A 20,432-nucleotide genomic window follows, 5' to 3' on the forward strand; every position below is an offset into this window, starting at 1 on the left:
GGCGAGTTTTTTTGTCCGCTTTTATCCACTAAAAATGGGATCGAAATAAAGCGGACAAAAATGTTTGAGCTTCCAAGACACCCTTTTCCGGAAGGGACCGATTTTACTGAATAATTATTGTCCATAACAGACTTTTCGGACAGCCCCTGTCCTATTATTATTGCTGCAGCGGCTTATACATCAGAAGGTCGTCCACATAACTTCCGTTAATGAAAAACTCTTCGACTAGTCTGCCTTGAAGCATAAAACCGCATTTTTCATAAAAAGCGATAGCGCCTGTATTGCTGGACAATACGCGCAAAAAGAGCTTTCGCTTGCCTTGGGCTGCCGCAAATTCTCCCGCAGCATCCAAAAGCGCGCGTCCGATGCCTGCGCCTCTGAAAGCAGAATCTACCGCGATGGCTAGCTCAACCACATGGCGATTGGATAGAAGCGGCGTTGGCGGGCGCATGCCGACATAGCCGCAAAAAACTCCATCAAGCTCCGCGACAATATGTGTGCCTGGCGGATTGTTTTCGGCGAATTGCTCCAGCGTGGTTTGTTTGGACATGTCCGCTGGCGAGTTGTCCTTATTCCAGACTTTATTGTCGAGCGCCAGCATATCCGGCAAATCCCTGGATTCTGAAAGTCTTGTAGTGAGCAAAATGGCGCCTCCCTCAATAACGATATAAGTTGAAAAAATGGGTTTCAGCGAAAGAGGCCGATGTGTAAAAGTTCTTCTCATCGCTGTTAATCCCAGGTGGTGCCGTGGTAATTTTACAATCCAGCAAATGCCGATTGCGCCGCTGCTATTGTGTCATTGATATCCTGTTCGGTATGTGCCGTAGTCAGGAACCAGGCCTCGTATTTGGATGGAGCAAGGTTAATGCCTTGATCCAGCATCAGCTTGAAGAAACGTCCAAATTGTTCCCCGTCGGTGTCTTGAGCTTCGTCATAATTGGTAACGGGATGATTGCAGAAGTGAGCCGAGAATGAACCGCGTATGCGATTGACGGTTAATGGAATGCCGTTTTGACGTGCGGCATCCTGCAAGCCGTTGCCCAGCCTGGCAGCCAGAGCATCCATCCGGTCGTACACGCCTGCCTCTTGCAGTACCTCCAGGCACGCAATGCCTGCGGAAATTGAAGCGGGGTTGCCGGCCATGGTGCCTGCTTGATATGCGGGACCGAGAGGCGCAACCTGTTCCATAATTTCTTTGCGCCCGCCGTATGCCCCGATGGGAAGGCCGCCGCCGATAATTTTGCCCAGTGCAGTCAAGTCGGGCTGAATCGCTTCATGATTGGGGAAAGCGCCATAGGTTTGAGCAGAGCCGTAATGGAAACGGAACGCGCTAATGACCTCATCGTAGATAACGAGCGCGCCAGCTTCCCGCGCAAGGCTGCATAGTCCCTCCAGATAACCCTCATGCGGCATGACCATGCCAAAGTTTCCGACAATAGGTTCAACCATTACCGCAGCGGTTTCGTGACCCCAGCGATCCAGGGCTTCCTTCAGGGCAGGCAGGTTGTTAAACGGCACGGTGATGACTTCCTGTGCAATCGTGGGCGGAACGCCTGCGCTGTCCGGGATGCCAAGCGTGGATGGACCCGAACCCGCGGCTACGAGCACGAGATCGGAGTGGCCGTGGTAGCAGCCGGCAAATTTAATGATTTTGCTGCGGCCGGTGTAGGCTCTTGCGACACGAATCGTTGTCATAACGGACTCCGTTCCGGAATTGACGAAACGAACCTTGTCCATAGAAGGGATAGCTTCCTTAAGCATCATAGCCAGCTTGATTTCCAGCTCCGTAGGCGTTCCGTACAAAACGCCGTCCCTGGCAGCTTTGACGATAGCTTCCGTAATGTGGGGATGGGCATGGCCGGTAATGATTGGGCCGTAAGCGGCCAGGTAATCAATATAGCGGTTGTTGTCGACATCCCAGAAATAAGCGCCTTCCGCCCGTTTCATAAAAACGGGGGCTCCGCCGCCAACGGCTTTATAGGATCTGGAAGGGCTGTTTACTCCTCCGACAATGTGCTGAAGAGCCGCTTCGTACAGCGCTTGAGAGTTTGGCCTTTGTTTTGTCATCATATCAAAACTCCTTATTTGAGGGCTTATGTAGCCGGTTTGGAGAAAAGAGCAAGCGCCGCTGAATCAGCGGCGCTAGGTACCATCATTCTCGACCCCTTCCGTCGTCGCCGGGAAGAGGGGATTAATCTGTTGCTGGCCCGGAGGGGCCGTTCTGGATTAGCTGGCGCTGCCCGAGCGGCCAGAGGAACTGCCGCTTCCGGAAGTGCCTCCGCCGGAGGTGCCGGATGAACCGTTTACGCCATTGTCGCCGGAAGAGCCTCCAGTGGACGAGGAGTTGGTTCCATCCGTTGTACCTTGTCCAGCGGTTCCGTCAGGCGACTCGGATGGAGGCGGCACCGTGTCATCCTTCGATAGAATTTCTTGCACGTAACCCAACAAGGCGTCTTCGTCCCTTACGCTGATAACGGATGCGCCGCCGATGGTTTCTTCCTTGACCAGTTCCATTGGAGGAACCTGGGCGGTACCGCCGACATGGCTTTCTACGCCAAGCTGCGCGAGCTTCAACATATCGCTGACCGCCAGATTGGTTTCAATATAAGGGGACACGCTGTCCAAAATTTCCTTCATGCGAATCAGGTTCCATCCGGTTTGCAGCTTGTCGGCTACCGCCTTCAGGAAGTTGCGTTGACGCTCTGTGCGCGTATAGTCGCTCATCGCGTCATGACGGAATCTGACATATTGCAGGGCTTTGTCGCCGTCAAGAAGCTGGTAGCCCTTCTCCAGGTTGATGTCATAGCGGTTGCCGTCGGCATTGTCGCGGTAACGCATGTTCTTTTCGACATCAAACCAGATGCCTCCAATTGTATCGATCAGCGACTTGAAGCCTTCAAAATCGGTATAGACATAATATTGAATTTCAAGGCCCAGCAGGTCGCCTGCCGATTTCATGGCCAAAGAGGGGCCGCCAACCGTAATGGCCGTGTTGATGCGTCCGCGTCCATACCCTTCAATATCCGTATAGGTGTCCCGAAGAATCGAGAATAAATGTGCTTGTTTGGTTACGGGGTCAAAGGATGCAACAAGCAGAGAGTCGGATCGTGCGACTTCTCCTTCCGCAGCATCGCGGGCATCACCGCCAAGCAGCAGAATGTTGACTCGTTCTTTGCCTTCCCATTTCGGAATTTCGACTGTTTTTTCCGGCTCGACCTCTTGGAAGCGAGATTCCTCCGGTGGTTTTTGAAAGTCATTCAATGCGCTGTAAACGCCGACACCCCAATAAATGGTGATGCCAATAATGACTGCCGCTACGGTGGACAGGCTAATAACAACCCACTTCCAGCGGAATTTTTTTGTACGCATTGCGTGTGCAATCTCCTTTCGGGCATGTGGGTCAATACCGGCAGATCGGCAGGCGCCAGGTCATTGCGGGAACTTCACAAAGACATTTACGCATGACGATAACTGATGTATGATTACATATCATAAAATTATAAAGCTCAAGATAGACCTGTTGCAAGTTTTGCAAAAATTAGTCGGATCCTTGTTAAAAACGGAAGTTCAAAAATTCTGGTTTCCAGCGCCTCGAAAATGGAATAAATGGAAATGGACGCGGAGCTGATTAATGGAAAGCGGGCATTTTGAACATCCTCTAAAGTACAAGTTCAAAAGGTTCGGTTTTCAGTGCTAATAAGATGGAATGAAGCTGAAAATGGAGCAGCGCAGCTTAGTGGAGGCTAAGTGAGCAACGGACATTTCGTCTGAAATTGAAGCTTGAATAGAGGACCGGAGCGTAGTTTTGGCTACGCGAGGACCTGCCATGTTTCCGGAGAAAACATCCTTCGCAAGCATATGCTTATTTCGGCTGAATTTCATACTCGACGCTGACCATGCCGCAAGGCATATTTCGCAATGGAAAGCAGGCATTTCGAACACCCTTTAAAAAGGAACGAGATTATTGTAAAGTATTGTAGGTAAACTTGAAAGGGAATGTACGTTCGGATGAGAAAACTCTCATAAAGCTAATCTAAAGTGACGTTTTTCATCCGGCCTAAACCATTTGTTTTTCCGACAATTCCGGAAATCGGGGCCATCGATAAAGGAATATCATACTGTCGATTGCCGGAGTTATTCCATTATTTCCGGGGAAATGTCGAAACGAGAGGAGCTGTCCACAGCACGATGCTTGCTATTGATGTCAAAGATTTGCGAAAAGATTTTCGCGTGCAGAAGAACCGTGAGGGATTGTCCGGCGCGCTAAAGGATCTTTTCAAACGGGAATATAGGGAAGTCAGAGCGGTCAAGGATATTTCGTTCCAAATACCACAAGGCGAAATTTGCGGATACATCGGCGAAAATGGAGCGGGGAAATCAACAACGATCAAAATGCTGACCGGCATTCTGGTGCCGACGGCAGGAGAGATCAAGGTAAACGGCTATGTGCCTTTCCGCGACCGCGAAAAATTCGTCAACGAAATTGGCGTTGTTTTTGGTCAACGTTCCCAGCTCTGGTGGGATATCGGCGTGATCGAATCGTTCCGGCTGCTTCGCAAGGTGTATAGAGTGCCTGAGCAGGATTTCCGCAAACGATTGGACAACCTGGTGGAACGCCTTCAACTGGGAGAACTGTTGAATCGTCCCGTGCGAAAGCTGAGCCTGGGACAGCGCATGCGTTGCGAGCTCGTAGCTTCGCTGCTGCACAATCCGAAGATCCTGTTTTTGGATGAACCCACCATTGGTCTGGATATTGTGGTTAAAACCGAAATTCGCGATTTTCTTATGGAGATGAACCGTGAAGAGGGAACGACCATTCTTCTGACGACGCATGATCTTCAAGATATTGAAGCGTTATGCTCAAGAGTGGTTATGCTGGATGACGGACGCATTATATATGATGGAGGATTGGACGAGCTAAAAACGAAGTGGAGCAAGGGGCGTGAAATCGTGTTCCAGTTCGGCAAGCAGACGCCTTTATCGAAGCTTCAAGAGCTGACAAGCGATCTGGATACCCAGTGGACTGTCGAAAACGACGTCAGCGCCAAATTGTTTGTGCCTCATTCCGTCAGCTTTTCCGATGCCATGGCTAGAGTGGTGGGAGGAGCGGAGATTCGGGATATCAAAATTATCGAAACCAATACGGATGAGATCGTGCGCGGCATTTACCAGTCCGGCACCGCTAATGCGGAGGAAGCCAAGAAGGAGCTTGCTTCCAAATGATCAGCGCGTATATTGATTTTATCCGCATCCGTTTTTTGATGATGCTGGCCTACCGTGTCAATTATTACAGCGGCATAATCATTTATGCCATTAATATTGGAGCGTATTATTTTCTTTGGCAGGCCATCTATGGCAGCCAGGATTCGCTCGCCGGTTTTACTGTGCCGCAGATGACTACTTATATCGCTGTTTCGTGGATGGCGCGGGCGTTTTATTTTAACAATCTAGATCGTGAAATTGCGAATGAAATCCGCGACGGCAGCGTTGCGGTGCAGTTGATCCGGCCTTATTCCTACCTGCTGGTCAAAATGATGCAGGGCTTTGGCGAAGGATTGTTCCGCCTGCTGCTGTTTATGGTGCCGGGGCTGTTTATCGTTTGTCTTATTTTCCCGGTATCCTTGCCGAAGGAGCCGGCCGTATGGCTAATTTATGCCGTCATGCTGTTTTTCAGCTTCCTGATCAATTCTCAAATTAATATTTTGACGGGGCTGTTTGCGTTTTTTGTGGAAAATAATGAAGGAATGATGCGCATGAAGCGGGTTATGGTGGACCTGTTTTCCGGCGTTGTCGTGCCCATTGCGTTTTTCCCGGGATGGTTGACGGGCATTATGCAGTGGCTGCCGTTTCAGGCCATCACGTATTTGCCAAGCTCCGTATTTACGGGAAGAACGCCGCTTGAGGAAGCGGCAGGCGTATTCGGGCTGCAGGTGCTGTGGTTTGTTATTTTGCTCATTCCAATTTGGCTGATTTGGCGTGCGGCCCGCAAGCGGCTGTTCGTGCAAGGGGGGTAACGGGAATGAGATATGCATCGTTATTTTTGGAATATATCAAGAACTACGCCAAAACAAGGCTCACTTACCGGGCCGATTTCTGGATTGAAGTGATTTCGGATTTGCTGTTTCAGGGCATGAACCTGATCTTTATTCTGATCGTGTTTCAGCATACGCCGTCGCTGGGCGGCTGGTCGGAAGCAGAGGTTGTGTTTGTTTACGGATTTTTTATGATTCCGTACGGCATTTTCAGCACGTTTTTTGGCATCTGGAATTTCAGCGAACGTTACATCGTGAAAGGCGAGATGGACCGGGTGTTGACGCGTCCCGCCCACAGCTTGTTCCAGGTGCTGCTCGAAAATGTCGATCCGCCATCTCTGATTGGTTCGGCGGTTGGAGCCGGGATTATGGCGCTTTGCTGGAGCCAGCTGGGGCTGCCGTTTGCAATCAGCGATTTGTTTATTTTGCTGATGCTGGTTATCGGCGCAACGATGATCTATGCCGGTTTGTATACGGCGCTTAGCGCCATATCCTTTTACTCCGACGCGCCTACGGGCATTGTGCCGCTGATGTACAATATTCAGAACTACGGGCGTTACCCGGTCAATATCTATAACAAAATTATCCGCTTTATGCTGACCTGGCTGCTGCCGTTTGCGTTTGTCGGCGTTATTCCAGCCTCGTATTTTCTGGAGAAAAAGGCTGATGATTTGTCGCAGCTGGCTCTTCTGACCCCGGTTATGGGGCTGATCGTTTTTGGCCTTGGCCTGGCTTTCTGGAATCATGGCGTCAAGCGTTATCGTGGAGCAGGCTCGTAGGCGAGCCTGCTTGGAAAGCCGAGGCTAGCAAAGCTGAGGGGAGAAAAGCCAGGCTTGCTTACTGCCAGGCATGCAAGGGGAGAGGAGAATAAGTAAATGGCTATAGAGGTTGGGAAAAAAGCGCCCAAATTCAAGCTGCCGGCATCAAACGGCGAGACGGTTTCCTTGATGGAGTTGCGCGGCGCTCCGGTGGTTTTGTTTTTTTACCCGAAAGACATGACGGCGACCTGTACGGTGCAAGCATGCGACATGAGGGACCATTATGCCGAATTCCGGAAAATGGGGGCCGTCGTGTTGGGGATAAGCGGGGACAGCATCAAGTCGCATCGCAATTTTATTGAGAAGAAGGAACTGCCGTATTTGCTGCTGGCTGACGAAGAGCATAAGGTTTGCGAGCTTTACGGAGTCTGGCAGCTCAAAAAACTGTACGGCCGCGAATACATGGGGATTGTCCGTTCCACGTTTCTCATTGACGCCAAAGGCACGTTGGTGCAGGAATGGCGCAATGTAAAGGTGAAGGGGCATGCGGAAGCCGTGCTTGAAGCAGTGAGCAAATTGTAGCTTTAGCCGGCGAGCTTAGCTTTTAAGGCCAAATTGTAGATCTGGCCTGTAGGTCAAACTGCAAGTCCATATGCTGCGTCTGTAAGGCGGAAGCATCCATAATTATAGCGAAGGAGCCTTTTTATCCATGATTCAAGTGGATGAAAAAGGCTCCTTTTTGAGGTTTAAAAGACATGTGCAGTGAGCGAGGTTTACCTAGTCGATTGTATAAATCGTCCACTTTCCTTGATCATCCTGACGGATTGCGTACATTAACCGTTCTTGCTCTATGGTATCGGTTGTTGTATCCAGCCGTTCTCCGGCAATCGTAAAATGAACCTGGTTTTCGATGTAGGAGTGTCTTTCAAATTGCTCCAATTCCGTAAATCTGTATTGAAGATGATCGCCATAATAAAAATCCAGAGCCTCTGCAAGCTCTTCAGAAACAAATCCGGATTTGAAAGCAGCATGATCATGATTGACGAGCGCATTCAGGTTGTTTTGCAGCACCTCCAGCGCAGGGCGTTCGTTTTCGGTCAACTGGTCTTCAATGGAGTTGAGGTCAAAAGCCAGCTCAGCTACAAAGCTCTGGTGATCCGGTTCAACAGAATCTGCTTCCGATTTTTCCGATTGTGCCGGAACGGTTGACGCGTTGCTGGTTGGCGTCGTTTGGGAAAAGGAGCCGTCAGCTGTATCAGGGTTTCTCGCAGCGGCGTCTGCTTTAACCGGCGGCGTTGCATTTAACCCGCATGCCGACAAGAAAATAAAAGAGGCCAATAGAATTGAAGTTACGAATGCTTTTATCATGATATCCCGCCTTTTTGAGAGGTTTTATACTAGGACGCCTAATGCAATGAAAAGGTTACAATTGGAAAATGTTAATGCAAGGCATTATAAATGCCATAAATCTCTTTGGTCTAACTGGTATTTGAGAGATAGCGACGACATATACTCTATCATTCAGACAATTCTCATTAATGATGTGATAGAGAGGGTGCGGCATTATGCGGCGAATAGTCCAAATTGCGGTCTGTGTGGTTTTGTTATGGTTTGGCGTGCTTGAATACAACACAGTTCTGACGGGAAGCATCGGTTCGGCAGAAAATGCGGTATTGGCGGTTGGAGCGAAAATGGATGGATTTGCCTATCGCGAAAGGCCTATTTCACCGGATTATGCCGTGGAGGCAAGCACGTTAACGACAATGGGGTTACAGAGGGGACAAGTTGTCAGCACGGCCAAAGAACGCAACATTGAAGCAGACACGTCAGCCGCAATCGAGTCGGACTTTAAAAATAGAGCTGCATCGCAAGCCGAGGACCAACCGCTCCCCTCCAAAGTGGTTTATTTGACCTTTGACGATGGTCCTAGCAAATATACGCCTGGCGTATTGGATATTTTGAAAAAAGAAGACATTAAAGCTACGTTCTTCGTGTTGGGCGAGCATGTGGAACGGAACCCGGAAATCGCGCGGGCAATTGTGGAAGAGGGACACAGCATAGGAAATCATACGTTTAATCACGTTTATAAACAGCTTTATGGAAGTTTTGGCGGTTTTTCCAGCCAAATTATGAAGGCAGACGATGCCATATACGAGGCCACTGGAATAAGAACCAATCTGGTTAGAGCGCCGGGAGGAACATACGGAAATTTCGACCAAAGTTATTTTGATGCGATGAAGGCTGCGGGGTATATTGTGCATGATTGGAATGTGGATAGCGGTGATTCCAGAAGAAGAGGCGTCCCGGCCTACGAAATTGTGGAAAATGTGAAACGTTCCAAGCTTGCCGATACGTTGAATGTCCTGCTGCATGACAGCAGCGGGCATGGCGAGCTGCTTCAGGCGCTGCCGCAAATTATTAGCTATTACAAGGGATTAGGCTATACATTTCTGCCAATCGATCATGAAACAAAGCCGATGCAATTTTCGGTCGCGCCAAAAAGCAAGTGGAGCAGAGGGGCTGCAAACAAGCTGGATCGGGAAAAGCTTATAGCTTATGCAGAGTCGAGAACGGGCAAAATGGCGACTTCCATAAATAACGAGGTGAATGGATTTGCATCGCAGCCTTCGCTTTATATTCATTATGGAAACAACACGTTGGAGCTGGACTCCGAGCATTATCAATTAAAGGATGGCAGCATTCAAGTTCCGCTAAAGCAGCTTATGGAATGGCTTGGCGGCCGATACGACGAGGACCGGAGCAGCGGCATTATTGAAGCGTCACTGCATGGCAAGGAGTTGTTCTGGAGCGGTCAATCGCAAGGCGAGCGTTCGGCGCCGATTCGGGCTACTTTAGCTCTGTTTGATTTGAAGATCAACGATTACTACATGGGTAAGGATAGACGGGATATCTGGATTTCAGGCTAAAAAGGGCGGAATCTAGCAGGTCTAAACTTTTGAAATGGTGGGGAGACTGAAAAATAGATAGATTTATTTTTCAGGAGGCGGAAATTGATATGATATCTCCCACATTTTTAAATAGCGCAGGAAACATGGAAGCAGCAGGCACAATGGGTGCGGCCGATACCGCAGGATTGGAGAGCGGCGGAGCTGTAGAGTCGAGGCATTGGCCGGAGAAGCCGCAGGTGCTGCTGGCGCGGATGCAGGCAAAGGTCGGCCAGGTGTTGCTGGGCAAGCCTGAAGTGGTCAGGCAGTGTCTCACTGCGCTGCTGGCTGGCGGCCATGTGCTGTTGGAGGATCGGCCTGGCACGGGCAAAACGATGCTGGCCCAAGCTTTTGCGAGATGTATCGGCGGGGAATTCAAACGAATTCAATTTACTTCGGACATGATGCCCGGAGACGTGACGGGAAGTGTTGTTTACAATGCGGGAAGCCAGGAGCTGGTTTTCCGGCCTGGCCCTATTATGGCAAACGTCGTTTTGGCGGATGAAATAAACCGGACGTCGCCGCGAACGCAGTCCGCGCTGCTGGAGGCGATGGAGGAGCGGCGAATTACCGTGGAGGGCAAAACGCGGCGTTTGCCGGTTCCGTTCATGCTGATCGCGACGCAAAATCCGCTTAGCTTCGAAGGGACAAGCAAGCTGCCGGAGGCGCAGCTTGACCGCTTTATGATGCGGCTTTGCATTGGCTATCCCGGCGTTTCCGACGAACAGGATATGCTGGCGCAATTTGCCGACGGGAAGCGGGCCGAGCCGGACCGGCTTCGTCCCGTAATTGCGGTACAGGAATGGCTGCAAATGCAGGCGGAGGTTCGCCATTGCTATGTCCATCAAGGCTTGCTGCGCTACATGGTAGACGTTGCCCAGTTTACGCGCTCCTCGCCTGAGGTGTATCTGGGCTTAAGCCCCAGAGCATTGCGGGATTGGCTTCGGTGCGCTCAAGCCGCAGCTTACCTGGACGGCAGAGGGTACGCGATTCCGGATGATTTGTTGTCAACGGGCGAGGCGGCGCTTGCCCACCGCTTGAGTCTGCGCAGTCGCTACAGCGTGGGAGCGGAGCTGGCGGGCAGCCCCGACGCGGAATCGTTGATCCGCCGGGCGCTTGGCTCGGTTCCTTTCCCGGCGGAAACAATAGCGTCTTCGGGCGGGAGGAAACGCAGATGAAGCCCGGCAGAGCTTTTCACTATGGCACCCGCTTTGCATCTTGGGCCGTCATATTGGTTGCCCTTGCCGCAGCCTTTGGGGCAGCCTTGGTCCGCGGCGGCGCGGTAGAATGGTTTGTTTGCGCCCTGCTGCTGGCAGTGGCGCTGACGAGCGGATTGCTGCCGGTGCTGTCGATTGCAGGCATTCAGGTTAGTGAACGGAGTGGAACGCCGCGGGAAAGGATTCCGAGCGGAGTTCCGAATGACCGAACAGGCAATGACGCTATAGCTTACAGGGGAATTGGCAACCAGCCGGTTATTGTGGCCTCCGGTCAGGATACCGTTGTGGAACTGGTGCTTACTCGCGCTTTGCCTTTGCCTTTGACCTGGCTTGCCGTGGAGGACGGAGGAGATCATGCGGGAGGTGGGGCAAACCGCCGTTTCCGATGCCGTGCGCTGCTCATTCCGGGATTTCGCAAGCAGATAACCTTTTCCTATAGTGTGTCGGGTCTTGGACGAGGCACGTACGTATCCGCTCCCTTGCGTTTGTGCGCAGGCGATTGGCTGGGTCTTACGGCAATTCAGCGCATGGTGCCGCGCCAGCAGGAATGGCTGATCCTTCCGGCTGAGGCGGAGACGGGCGATCCGGAAAAGGAAGATTCCCGTGCCTCGGATAACCGGGCTGGTCAACCAGCGGCATACTCCGCTCACAGGCTTCGTCAGATCGGAGAGGAAGGATGGGCGTGGCAAAGCGTCAATATGCCTGCAGGGATTGGCCCCGACAGCAGGCCTTTCCGGCCTGAGGATTCACCTCGTTATCTGGATGCGCGGGCTGCGGCCCGCGGGCGCGGTATGTTTACCAGACTTGCTCAGCCTGAAACGCCTTCGGCGGCATGGATTGCAATCGACGCCTTCATTCCCGAACGGGATGGCCAAAGGAATGATCTGTTGCTCGACGGCTGCATCGGCAGCGCGCTCAAGGCGGCGAGAGAGGGGTTAATCTCTTCAACCGTGCATGTATGCAGCAGCCGATGGCGCTGCGAGCTGGTGCCCGGGCAAACCCGGGAGATGGAGGATATGCTCCATCTTATGGCCAGGATGGAGCCGGATGCCGATAAGGGCGGTGCTTTTTTGACGGAAATATGCGCGGAGCTGGGCGCCGGAGAGCGGCTAGCCGTCTTCAGCGCGGATTGGGAGAGCCGATTGCGATGGGGGGATGCTGCCGACATGCTTGCCGAGCATGGAGGCGGGTTGACGCTTTATTTTGCGATAGACGATAACGGGATTACGACAGAGATGATTAAACAGCAGGATTGGCTGGAAGGACGCGGCATGAGGGTATATTGGCTTCATCCGGGAAAACGCGCAGAACGGGCGGTCATGGTGACAGGTGTTGGGGGGTTGGCGTATGCGGCAGGGTAATAGAGACATTGATGGCGACAATGAAGCGGACGAGCCGTTGGCATTGGAAGGCACCTGGGGATACAGGGCTGTCACCAGCTTGCTTTTGTATGGACTTTTGATCGAATGGCTGTTGCCTTGGACCGGAGCCGGACAATGGGCGCTTCTTCATGATCCGTGGCCTTTGGTGGCCGTTATCGGCTGTTTTCTTGTTGTCGGGTTGTTTGGCTTGCCGGTGATGGCGAAGGCCTGCGTCAATGCTTTGCTATGCCTTCTATGTTTGACGTGGCTGCATAAAGGCGAGGCGCAGAGCGTGGTGAATTGGCTGGCCGGGCTTCCGGCCTTGTTGACGGATAATGTGCGGCAAATGCTGGATAACGGCGTTTGGGCAATGGGCGGGGAGCTTCAAACGCTGCTGCTGCTGACCGGTTGGGCGATGCTGGTGCCTGCTGTGCAAGCTCTGCTGTGGCTTCGGCAAACGGCATTAGGCCTGCTAGCTCTCACATTGGCTTACCTGGTGGCCCTTCATGTGTGGCTGGGCATGGATGTAATGGGAGCTTTGCTCAGGTCAACCGCAGAGGGGCTGCTGCTGGCATCCATTACGGCGCTGCCTCGCGCAAAATCAAGACTTGGAGCAGGCTGGCTGGCGGCCGGGTGGGACCGGATTCAACGTCTCGACAAGCGGTGGCTGGCGGGCGCGATGTTTTTGACCATTACGATAGTTGGCTGCGGGCTTCTTGTTTCTGCGGGGCGGGACAATAGCGAGGAGCCGGCGAATTGGACAAAAGAGGTGGGAAGCCGCTTGACTCGCACCATATCCGCCTGGGGCGGCGAGCATACAACGCCGGTTGCGGTCCGATCTACGAAAGCAAGCAGTCTGGGGAGCGCTTTGACCGGTTACGGCTTCGATGATTCCAGGCTGGGCCAACCCATTCAGGAAAACGACGAGCCGCTGTTTGTTGGTTTCTCGCCGATCAGGGCTTATTGGCGCGGCGAAGCCAAAACGGTTTACGATGGCAGCGGATGGAGCAATGTCTCCGGCGCCTTGAGCCTGCATCCTGTCACCGATGAAGCGTTGCGGGGGAGAGGTGGAGAACACTACACCAACGAAGTCTATTCGGGGGATGCTGGAGTGCAGAACGGCAGCGGAGCCGATTCCGGGGATGACGGCGGGCAGCACAGCAGCTTAGACGGTTACGGTGGCGTTGGAGTGCATTACACCGGCGAAGAAGGTTCGGGTAACAGTGGGGCTCGTTATACCGGCAATGATGAAACTTCGCGCAATGAGGACCAAGGAGTTTTGGTGGCGCAAACGGTTGTTTGGAATCGGCCGGCGGCGTTTATGCCTTTGTTTGCATCCGGATTAGGAGCGGAAGCCGCGGAATTGGTTGCGTCGGACCCTCGAAGGTCGTTGGGAAGTTTTTTGCGGAATGAAGATATTGACGTCATCTATGCGGGGACGGAAGGAGCAAAGGTGGAGAGGTACACAGTTGTAAGCCGCCTTCCTTTTGCGGATAGTCAAAAGCTTGAAGTAATTGAGGAAGCCTTTGCGGAACAAAACCGCAAAAGTGTCAGCGCTGGTTCCTTTGGGGAAACGACGAGGAGCGCGTCAATGGAGGAGAGCGATTCGCAGAGGGGGGGCCGGTCGCACGAGAGGGCTGCCTCTTCCCAGACGGGTGAAACGGCTGAAACCGAAATGGATGCGGATGAGCTGGAGAGGTACCTGCAGCTGCCGGAATCCTTGCCGAAGCGTGTGGAGGCATTGGCGGCGGAGGTTGCCGGGGGCGGTCTGACTTCGCAATATGAGCGGGTGAAAGCCGTGGAGCGTTTTCTGGAGACATCGTATGCCTATACGAAAACGGACAGTGAGCTCCCTCCGCAAGGGAGCGATTTTGTGGATCATTTTCTCTTTCAGCAAAAGAGCGGATATTGCGTACATTTCTCCAGCGCCATGGTTGTGATGCTGCGCTCGCAGGGAATACCCGCCCGCTGGGTGAAGGGGTTTACGCCGGGCGAAGAGCTGGAAGGTTACTCGCCGCAGCAAGCCGGCCTGGAGACGGCATCCACCGCTAGCGGAAAAGCGTACCAGGTTCGCAGCTCCGATGCGCATGCGTGGGTCGAGGTTTATTTCCACGGCGCCGGCTGGGTGCCGTTTGATCCCACGCCGGGTATGAGCGGCGTGGGGGCCACCGCTGCCGCCGCCGCTTTGCCCGGCGGCGGGGCGGCTCTCGCGGCGGGGCCCGGCGCCGCGGGATGGGGCGAGATGAGCATGGCGCATCTCGCGAATTGGTTCGGCGCGACGGCGAAGCTCGTCGCCGATGCTACGGCGCGAGCGGCAGCCGCGCTCGCGCAAGAGGCGCGCAGCGCCGTTGCGGCCGCAGCCGCCGCGCCTGCGGCAACCGCTGTCGCCGCGGGCGTTGCCGCGCTGGCGCTTGGCGCCGCAGGCGCGTTGGCCGCGCAGCGCAAGCAGGTGCGCTTGCGCCTGCGGTTGGCGCTGGCGCTGCGCCGCTATGGGGCGGCCTATGCGGCGCAGCGCGACGCTAACGCGGGCGGCAAGCCTGGCCTTAGCGCCAGCGGCTCCGGCGCGGCTGGCCTGTCAAGCACAGTGGCCAGCGAGTCCGGAGCAGGCAGCAAGCTTGTCTTTAACGACAGCGTAACCGACGCAGATGGCGTGTCCCAATCACTTGAGAACGGTCTGCCTCGTTTGGTAGGGGCTGGCATGTCCCATGCTCTCACGGAAGACGTGTACCGCTCGGTCGCGGACATATACGCCGCCGAAGCTGGCGTCCCGAGCCGTCGCCTCCGCAAACGGCAAAGCCGTTTGATTCTGTCCGTCAAGGCCCGCAGAACTACCCGCGCTGCAAAAGCCGCCAAAGCCGTTAAAGCGGCCTCGGCGGCAGAACGGGTGACCGTTTGCATGGCGGAAGTAACAGCCGCTGTTATGGCGCTTCTGGAAAACGGCGGCAATGACAAGACCTTCAGGCAGCGGATTCATGCGCTGGAAGCCACAATTGTAGAGCAGGAGCGGCGAATTGAGCTTCGACGGCTGAGTGCGTGGAGCGAAACGGCTGCTTTTGGCAGGCCGGGTTATACTTTCGACGCGCCATCTCCCCAAGAATTGAAGCGGACATGCCGGATGCTGCTAAGGAAGTCCGGTCCTGCTTCAATTAGCGCAAGAGCAGCGGATCACTAGGGGAATTGGAGTTCATGTATTTTAATGCGTTTAACGGAAGGATTAAAACGTAATCACCACATTCCCTCTCTTGCGTTCCGTATCCAAGTAGGCGTGCGCTTCCGGAACTTGCTCCAGCCCGTATTCGCGATCGATATTTGCGCGGAGCTTCCCGGCGTTTGCTCCCCTGCATACGCCTACTACTTCGGCTCCGAATGCTTTCGCGAGCTGTACAGCCGACAGTCCAACAGCTCCCGAGGCGCCATTGACAAGTATCTTTTGGCCGGGCTTCAGCCCGGCTTTTTCGCGCAGAAAGGTAAGCGCGGTAGCGGTGCCGTCACAAATCGCGGCGGCTTCCGCAAACGACATGCCGTCCGGCATGACCGCAAACGACATGCCGTCCGGCATGACCGCAAGCGGCTTGGATTTCGGCAGGCATTTGTATTCGGCGTGGGCGCCGGAAGTAGCCGCTCTAATACCGAATACGCGGTCCCCAACGCGAAACTGCTTTACGTCGCGGCCGACGGCGTCGATGACTTCCGCAAGCTCCGTGCCCAGAATAGGCTGCTTGGGTTTCTTCAACCCGTAGATAAGCTTCACGATGAAGGAGTCTCCCTTACGGAAGGCGCAATGCGCCGAACCTGAGGTAGAGGCCTCCAACCGAATGCGAACTTCGACATTCCCGGGCTCCGGCATCGCGACATCCTCCAACCGCAGAACATTCGGGAGCCGTATTAGATGCAAATGATTGCCTTCATCTTCATTCCTCCTCGAAATAAAAAACGTCCTCAAGCGGAACGCCAAGGGCGAGCGCGATACGGAACGCAAGCTCCAGCGAAAAAGAACGTTGATGACTCTCCATTAGCGAATGCCCAGCGATGACTGCACGCATTTTTAATACTGCGCATAAAAGATAAACGATTTACGAAAACAAAATGATGGTATGCTGGCGACATGTTTGGCTCCTCTGATGCAAGTGTTCCAACGAATATGAGGTTGGGCCATTCAAATTGCATATCACAGATCTAATGGGGGGAGTTTCTTATGGCGCAACCATCGTTGAAAAAAACAGGCAAACTCACATTTTTTCCATTTCGCACGGTGCGGGCCAAAACGCTGGCCACCTTGCTTCCGGCAGTGGTTCTGACGTTGATTGCCATTACGGGCTTTTCCTATTTGTACGCTGAAAACAGCATTCAGGACCAAATCCAGCAGCGGATGGATTCCCAGCTAAGCGATGTCACGGGCCAAATAGCTGCCCGTTTAAATGATAGCGGCAAGCTTCCCGAAGTGATGGCCCGCACGATTGAGGGTCAGTCCACATCGTTTACCCAGAAACAATACGAAGCTATGCTGCACCGCACGATTTCCGGCAACTCTGAAATTACGGGCATGGGCGTGTTTTTTGAATCACAGCGTTACGATCCGATGAGAAAATATTATTCGGCCTACGTTTACCGCAAAGGGGGAGAGCTTGTTGCCTCCGAACAATATAACGACCACGCCTACGATTACCATTCGCAGAACTGGTACAGCGACTACAAGACGCAAGCAGGCGTCACTTCTCCTTATTATGATGCCATTATGGACATGACGCTGGTCACCTATTCGGTTCCTTTTTTTGATGAAAACCAGGTTTTGATGGGTTTGGTGACCGGGGACATGAACCTGGCTACGATTCAGCATTACATAGAAAATACCGAAGTTGGCGCTGAAGGATGGGCGACTCTTTATGACGCGCAAGGGAACTACCTGGCAGGACCGGATGTCGGCAAAGTGATGAAAATGAAGCTGGCGGACGAGCCCAATCCCGAGCTTGCGGGCTTGGCTCAAGAGGCGACAGACAGAAGCAGAGGGATGGCGATCTATAAAGAAGGAGGAGAAACCTATCGCGTTTTTTATCAAAAGCTGGATGAGCTTGGGTGGCTGCTAACGATGACGGTTCCCGAAAGCGAGCTGTTTCGTCCATTACAGACGTTGCTTCTTTGGATTTCCGTAATCTCCGTTGCGGGGTTGGCGGTAATGATTTTTTCCGTTCTGCTGTACAGTGTCATGATTACGCGCAATCTGCAAAAAGTGAACGCATTGTCCCAAGGCTTGGCGAACGGCGATTTGACCATGGAATTGGTCATTCCGGGCAGGGACGAATTTGCCTCGATGGCAGGCAACCTAAACATCATGATTTCAAAATTGAGGGAATTATTGTCCAAAATCGGGGAAAGCTCTCTTCAAGTAGCCTCTGCTTCGCAACAGCTTAGCGCCAGCTCCGACGAATGCAGCAAAGTGACGGAAAGCGTCGTAAATGCCATTCAGGAGGTTGCCTCCGGCTCCGAATCGCAGATGCAATCGACGGAAGAGACGGCGATCTCCATGGAGGCCATGTCCGCCGGGGTGGAAGAGATTGTAGATCATGCCTTGAACTCGTCGCAGGCAGCGGCCAAAATGACGGAACGCGCCAATTACGGCGGAACGCAGATGAAGGAAGCGGCCTTATTCCTGAAGGAGCTGGAGCGGGACAATGCCGCTACTTTAAAAGTAATCGCCCAATTAGAGCAGCGCTCCGGCGAAATTGATGGAATCGTTCATTTTATTGCCGAGATCAGCAGCCAGACCAACTTACTATCCTTGAATGCATCCATCGAAGCGGCTCGCGCAGGACAACATGGCAAAGGGTTTGCCGTAGTGGCGAACGAAGTGAAAAAGCTGGCCGAACGCGCCAAAGAAGCCGCTCAAAGCATCGGCGTGCTTATAGGAGAAGTACAAGCAGGCAGTGCCGACGCATCCGGTGCAATGGCTGCAAGCAGCAGGAAGGTGGCCGAAGGCGCATCTCTGGCAGCGGAAGCCGAGTCCATTTTTGCAGAGATCACGCAGGGATTGTCGGGCATTAGCGCTCAAAATAACGAAATATACGCTTCCTCCCAAGCGTTGATGGCGGGGACGGAGCAAATCAACGCCGCCGTGGATCAGCTTGCCGGCATCGCCAAAAGCACGACAGGTCATGCCGGAACCGTTGCAGGCGCTTCCGAGGAACAGCTAGCTTCCATGCAGCAGGTTGCATCCTCGTCCGCAGACTTGACGAGCCTTGCGGAAGGACTTCAACAGCTTACATCGCGTTTTAAAGTGGAATAAACCATTGTGCGAGATAAGGCCCTGTTTGGTTCCCTGTTTCTTTGCCTTGACTCCCTTTAAGAGCCTTATATATAATTACTACATCAATTGAGGGAGGCTCGGTCATGACGAAGCAAAATGAAATTATCGTTGTTCTCGATTTTGGAGGGCAATACAACCAGCTGATCGCGCGCCGGATTCGTGATTTAGGCGTTTACAGCGAGCTGCTGCCATATAACACTTCGGTAGAGCGCATCCGCGAACTGCAGCCTAAAGGCATCGTGTTTTCGGGCGGTCCTGCCAGCGTGTACGAGGAGAATTCTCCTTTGGTCGACCCGGCCATTTACGATCTGGGTATTCCTATCTTTGGCATTTGCTACGGCATGCAAATGATGTCCCATCAGCTTAAAGGCAAGGTTGAGCGTGCGGGCAAACGGGAATACGGAAAAGCAGAAGTGGAATTCCAGGAAGGCAGCCACATCGCGCATGGTCTCGACCGCGTTCAAACGGTATGGATGAGCCACAGCGATTTGGTTATCGAGCCGCCGGCCGGCTTCCAAATCGATGCCAAAACCGAGCACGCGCCTATCGCGGGCATGAGCGATCCTGAGCGCAACTTCTATGCTGTTCAGTTCCACCCGGAGGTTCGTCACTCCCAATTCGGCAATGAAATGATTCGGAACTTCCTGTACCAAATTTGCGATTGCGACGGCAACTGGTCCATGGAAACTTTTATCGACGATACGATTGCGGATATCCGCGCGCAAGTTGGTGACAAAAAGGTGCTTTGCGCCTTGTCCGGCGGCGTGGATTCTTCCGTGGTTGCGATTTTGCTCCATAAAGCGATCGGCGATCAATTGACTTGTATGTTTATTGACCACGGCTTGCTGCGCAAAGGCGAAGCCGAAAGCGTTATGGACACGTTTGTGGGCAAATTCGATATGAAGGTGCTCAAAATCGATGCCAGAGATCGTTTCCTGGGCAAGCTGAAGGGCGTAGACGATCCCGAGCAAAAACGGAAAATTATCGGCAACGAGTTTATTTATTGCTTCCAGGAAGAGTCGGACAAGCTGGAAAACTTCGAGTTTCTGGCACAAGGCACGCTTTACACGGATATCGTGGAAAGCGGCACGGCTACGGCTCAAACGATCAAATCTCATCACAACGTCGGCGGCTTGCCGGAGGACATCAAGTTTAAGCTGGTTGAGCCGCTCAAGGCGCTGTTTAAGGACGAGGTTCGCAAAGTCGGCGAGGAATGCGGTTTGCCGGAAGCAATCGTATGGCGCCAGCCGTTCCCTGGACCGGGTCTGGCCATTCGCGTGCTTGGCGAGGTAACGGAGGACAAGCTGCACATCGTGCGCGAATCCGATGCTATTCTTCGCGAGGAAATCGCCAATGCCGGTCTTGACCGCGAAATTTGGCAATACTTCACCGCTCTGCCGAACATGAAGAGCGTAGGCGTTATGGGCGATGCCCGTACCTACTCCTACACCGTCGGCATCCGCGCCGTAACGTCCATCGACGGCATGACTGCGGACTGGGCACGTATTCCTTGGGACGTATTGGAGAAAATCTCCGTTCGTATCGTCAACGAAGTGGATAACGTTAACCGTATCGTGTACGACGTGACGTCGAAGCCGCCAGCTACCATCGAGTGGGAATAATTGGGGTAGATTAATGTCATCATAACGTCTGTATCCTTGATAGATGCGGGGTTACAAACGTCTTGCCACTGAAATTCCACTCACGCCTGCGACAATAGAGTGCTAAAATTACTCTCTTTTATTTGCGTTGTTTAGCGAATAGAAGGGAGTTTTTTTATGAGATATACAGGAGCAATTTTATGAGAAAGGGGCTTTG

Annotated in this window: 16 protein-coding genes; 10 read left to right on the forward strand and 6 right to left on the reverse strand. The window is 53.1% G+C overall.

From position 1 onward, the window contains the following. Positions 1–157 precede the first annotated feature (157 nt). The 3 genes from ACX93W_RS24480 to ACX93W_RS24490 all read right to left on the reverse strand — a co-directional run bounded on the left by ACX93W_RS24480 (position 158) and on the right by ACX93W_RS24490 (position 3,369). On the reverse strand, positions 158–643 hold the full coding sequence (locus ACX93W_RS24480; protein WP_459394995.1) for a GNAT family N-acetyltransferase: 486 nt from the start codon (positions 641–643) through the stop codon (positions 158–160). A 113-nt stretch (positions 644–756) separates the two neighbouring features. Beyond that, positions 757–2,067, reverse strand: coding sequence for a glutamate-1-semialdehyde 2,1-aminomutase (locus ACX93W_RS24485; protein ID WP_459395037.1), 1,311 nt, complete (start codon positions 2,065–2,067; stop codon positions 757–759). 159 nt (positions 2,068–2,226) lie between these two features. Continuing rightward, the gene (locus tag ACX93W_RS24490; RefSeq protein WP_459394996.1) at positions 2,227–3,369 is read right to left on the reverse strand and encodes an LCP family protein; all 1,143 of its coding nucleotides are present in this window, start codon (positions 3,367–3,369) and stop codon (positions 2,227–2,229) included. A gap of 819 nt (positions 3,370–4,188) precedes the next feature. Here ACX93W_RS24490 and ACX93W_RS24495 point away from each other — a divergent pair. From ACX93W_RS24495 to bcp, 4 genes are all read left to right on the forward strand, one after another. Continuing rightward, positions 4,189–5,223: an ABC transporter ATP-binding protein gene (locus ACX93W_RS24495; RefSeq protein WP_459394997.1), complete on the forward strand. Its 1,035-nt coding sequence runs from the start codon at positions 4,189–4,191 to the stop codon at positions 5,221–5,223. Continuing rightward, positions 5,220–6,014, forward strand: coding sequence for an ABC transporter permease (locus ACX93W_RS24500; protein ID WP_459394998.1), 795 nt, complete (start codon positions 5,220–5,222; stop codon positions 6,012–6,014). Before ACX93W_RS24495 ends, ACX93W_RS24500 begins: the two co-directional genes overlap by 4 nt. A gap of 5 nt (positions 6,015–6,019) precedes the next feature. Then, complete coding sequence (locus ACX93W_RS24505; protein WP_459394999.1) at positions 6,020–6,811, forward strand: ABC transporter permease; 792 nt, start codon at positions 6,020–6,022, stop codon at positions 6,809–6,811. Positions 6,812–6,907: 96 nt separating this feature from the next. Then, a complete protein-coding gene (gene bcp / locus ACX93W_RS24510; RefSeq protein ID WP_459395000.1) occupies positions 6,908–7,372 on the forward strand; it encodes a thioredoxin-dependent thiol peroxidase in 465 nt (154 codons plus the stop codon). A gap of 195 nt (positions 7,373–7,567) precedes the next feature. Here the strand turns inward: bcp and ACX93W_RS24515 are convergent, their stop codons facing one another. Further along, positions 7,568–8,158, reverse strand: a complete 591-nt coding sequence (locus ACX93W_RS24515) for a hypothetical protein (RefSeq protein WP_459395001.1) — start codon at positions 8,156–8,158, stop codon at positions 7,568–7,570. A 197-nt stretch (positions 8,159–8,355) separates the two neighbouring features. Here ACX93W_RS24515 and ACX93W_RS24520 point away from each other — a divergent pair, with 197 nt between their 5' ends. The 4 genes from ACX93W_RS24520 to ACX93W_RS24535 all read left to right on the forward strand — a co-directional run bounded on the left by ACX93W_RS24520 (position 8,356) and on the right by ACX93W_RS24535 (position 15,485). Then, a complete protein-coding gene (locus tag ACX93W_RS24520; RefSeq protein WP_459395002.1) occupies positions 8,356–9,717 on the forward strand; it encodes a polysaccharide deacetylase family protein in 1,362 nt (453 codons plus the stop codon). An 89-nt stretch (positions 9,718–9,806) separates the two neighbouring features. After that, positions 9,807–10,913 (forward strand): AAA family ATPase, encoded by a 1,107-nt coding sequence (locus ACX93W_RS24525; RefSeq protein WP_459395003.1) that lies wholly within the window; start codon positions 9,807–9,809, stop codon positions 10,911–10,913. Further along, entirely contained in the window at positions 10,910–12,313 is a 1,404-nt protein-coding gene (locus tag ACX93W_RS24530) for a DUF58 domain-containing protein (RefSeq protein WP_459395004.1), read from the forward strand. Before ACX93W_RS24525 ends, ACX93W_RS24530 begins: the two co-directional genes overlap by 4 nt. Then, on the forward strand, positions 12,300–15,485 hold the full coding sequence (locus tag ACX93W_RS24535; RefSeq protein WP_459395005.1) for a transglutaminase-like domain-containing protein: 3,186 nt from the start codon (positions 12,300–12,302) through the stop codon (positions 15,483–15,485). Before ACX93W_RS24530 ends, ACX93W_RS24535 begins: the two co-directional genes overlap by 14 nt. A 42-nt stretch (positions 15,486–15,527) precedes the next feature. On the opposite strand, the gene ACX93W_RS24540 is transcribed toward ACX93W_RS24535, so the two are convergent. Beyond that, entirely contained in the window at positions 15,528–16,160 is a 633-nt protein-coding gene (locus ACX93W_RS24540) for an NAD(P)-dependent alcohol dehydrogenase (RefSeq protein ID WP_459395006.1), read from the reverse strand. A gap of 64 nt (positions 16,161–16,224) precedes the next feature. After that, positions 16,225–16,356, reverse strand: a complete 132-nt coding sequence (locus tag ACX93W_RS24545; protein ID WP_459395007.1) for a hypothetical protein — start codon at positions 16,354–16,356, stop codon at positions 16,225–16,227. 152 nt (positions 16,357–16,508) lie between these two features. Here ACX93W_RS24545 and ACX93W_RS24550 point away from each other — a divergent pair, with 152 nt between their 5' ends. Together ACX93W_RS24550 and guaA are read left to right on the forward strand one after the other, a co-directional pair. Beyond that, a complete protein-coding gene (locus tag ACX93W_RS24550) occupies positions 16,509–18,593 on the forward strand; it encodes a methyl-accepting chemotaxis protein (protein WP_459395008.1) in 2,085 nt (694 codons plus the stop codon). 104 nt (positions 18,594–18,697) lie between these two features. Beyond that, a complete protein-coding gene (gene guaA, locus ACX93W_RS24555) occupies positions 18,698–20,236 on the forward strand; it encodes a glutamine-hydrolyzing GMP synthase (protein WP_459395009.1) in 1,539 nt (512 codons plus the stop codon). Positions 20,237–20,432: the final 196 nt, after the last annotated feature.

Source organism: Paenibacillus sp. CAU 1782, from assembly GCF_054551715.1.

Bases quoted from the DNA above. Each gene is read 5' to 3' on its own strand.
- guaA (WP_459395009.1), top strand. From the start codon at position 18,698: ATGACGAAGCAAAATGAAATTATCGTTGTTCTCGATTTTGGAGGGCAA.
- ACX93W_RS24525 (WP_459395003.1), top strand. From the start codon at position 9,807: ATGATATCTCCCACATTTTTAAATAGCGCAGGAAACATGGAAGCAGCA.
- ACX93W_RS24530 (WP_459395004.1), top strand. From the start codon at position 10,910: ATGAAGCCCGGCAGAGCTTTTCACTATGGCACCCGCTTTGCATCTTGG.
- ACX93W_RS24550 (WP_459395008.1), top strand. From the start codon at position 16,509: ATGGCGCAACCATCGTTGAAAAAAACAGGCAAACTCACATTTTTTCCA.
- bcp (WP_459395000.1), top strand. From the start codon at position 6,908: ATGGCTATAGAGGTTGGGAAAAAAGCGCCCAAATTCAAGCTGCCGGCA.
- ACX93W_RS24490 (WP_459394996.1), bottom strand. From the start codon at position 3,369: ATGCGTACAAAAAAATTCCGCTGGAAGTGGGTTGTTATTAGCCTGTCC.
- ACX93W_RS24505 (WP_459394999.1), top strand. From the start codon at position 6,020: ATGAGATATGCATCGTTATTTTTGGAATATATCAAGAACTACGCCAAA.
- ACX93W_RS24540 (WP_459395006.1), bottom strand. From the start codon at position 16,160: ATGCCGGAGCCCGGGAATGTCGAAGTTCGCATTCGGTTGGAGGCCTCT.
- ACX93W_RS24500 (WP_459394998.1), top strand. From the start codon at position 5,220: ATGATCAGCGCGTATATTGATTTTATCCGCATCCGTTTTTTGATGATG.
- ACX93W_RS24520 (WP_459395002.1), top strand. From the start codon at position 8,356: ATGCGGCGAATAGTCCAAATTGCGGTCTGTGTGGTTTTGTTATGGTTT.
- ACX93W_RS24535 (WP_459395005.1), top strand. From the start codon at position 12,300: ATGCGGCAGGGTAATAGAGACATTGATGGCGACAATGAAGCGGACGAG.
- ACX93W_RS24515 (WP_459395001.1), bottom strand. From the start codon at position 8,158: ATGATAAAAGCATTCGTAACTTCAATTCTATTGGCCTCTTTTATTTTC.
- ACX93W_RS24485 (WP_459395037.1), bottom strand. From the start codon at position 2,067: ATGACAAAACAAAGGCCAAACTCTCAAGCGCTGTACGAAGCGGCTCTT.
- ACX93W_RS24545 (WP_459395007.1), bottom strand. From the start codon at position 16,356: ATGCGTGCAGTCATCGCTGGGCATTCGCTAATGGAGAGTCATCAACGT.
- ACX93W_RS24495 (WP_459394997.1), top strand. From the start codon at position 4,189: ATGCTTGCTATTGATGTCAAAGATTTGCGAAAAGATTTTCGCGTGCAG.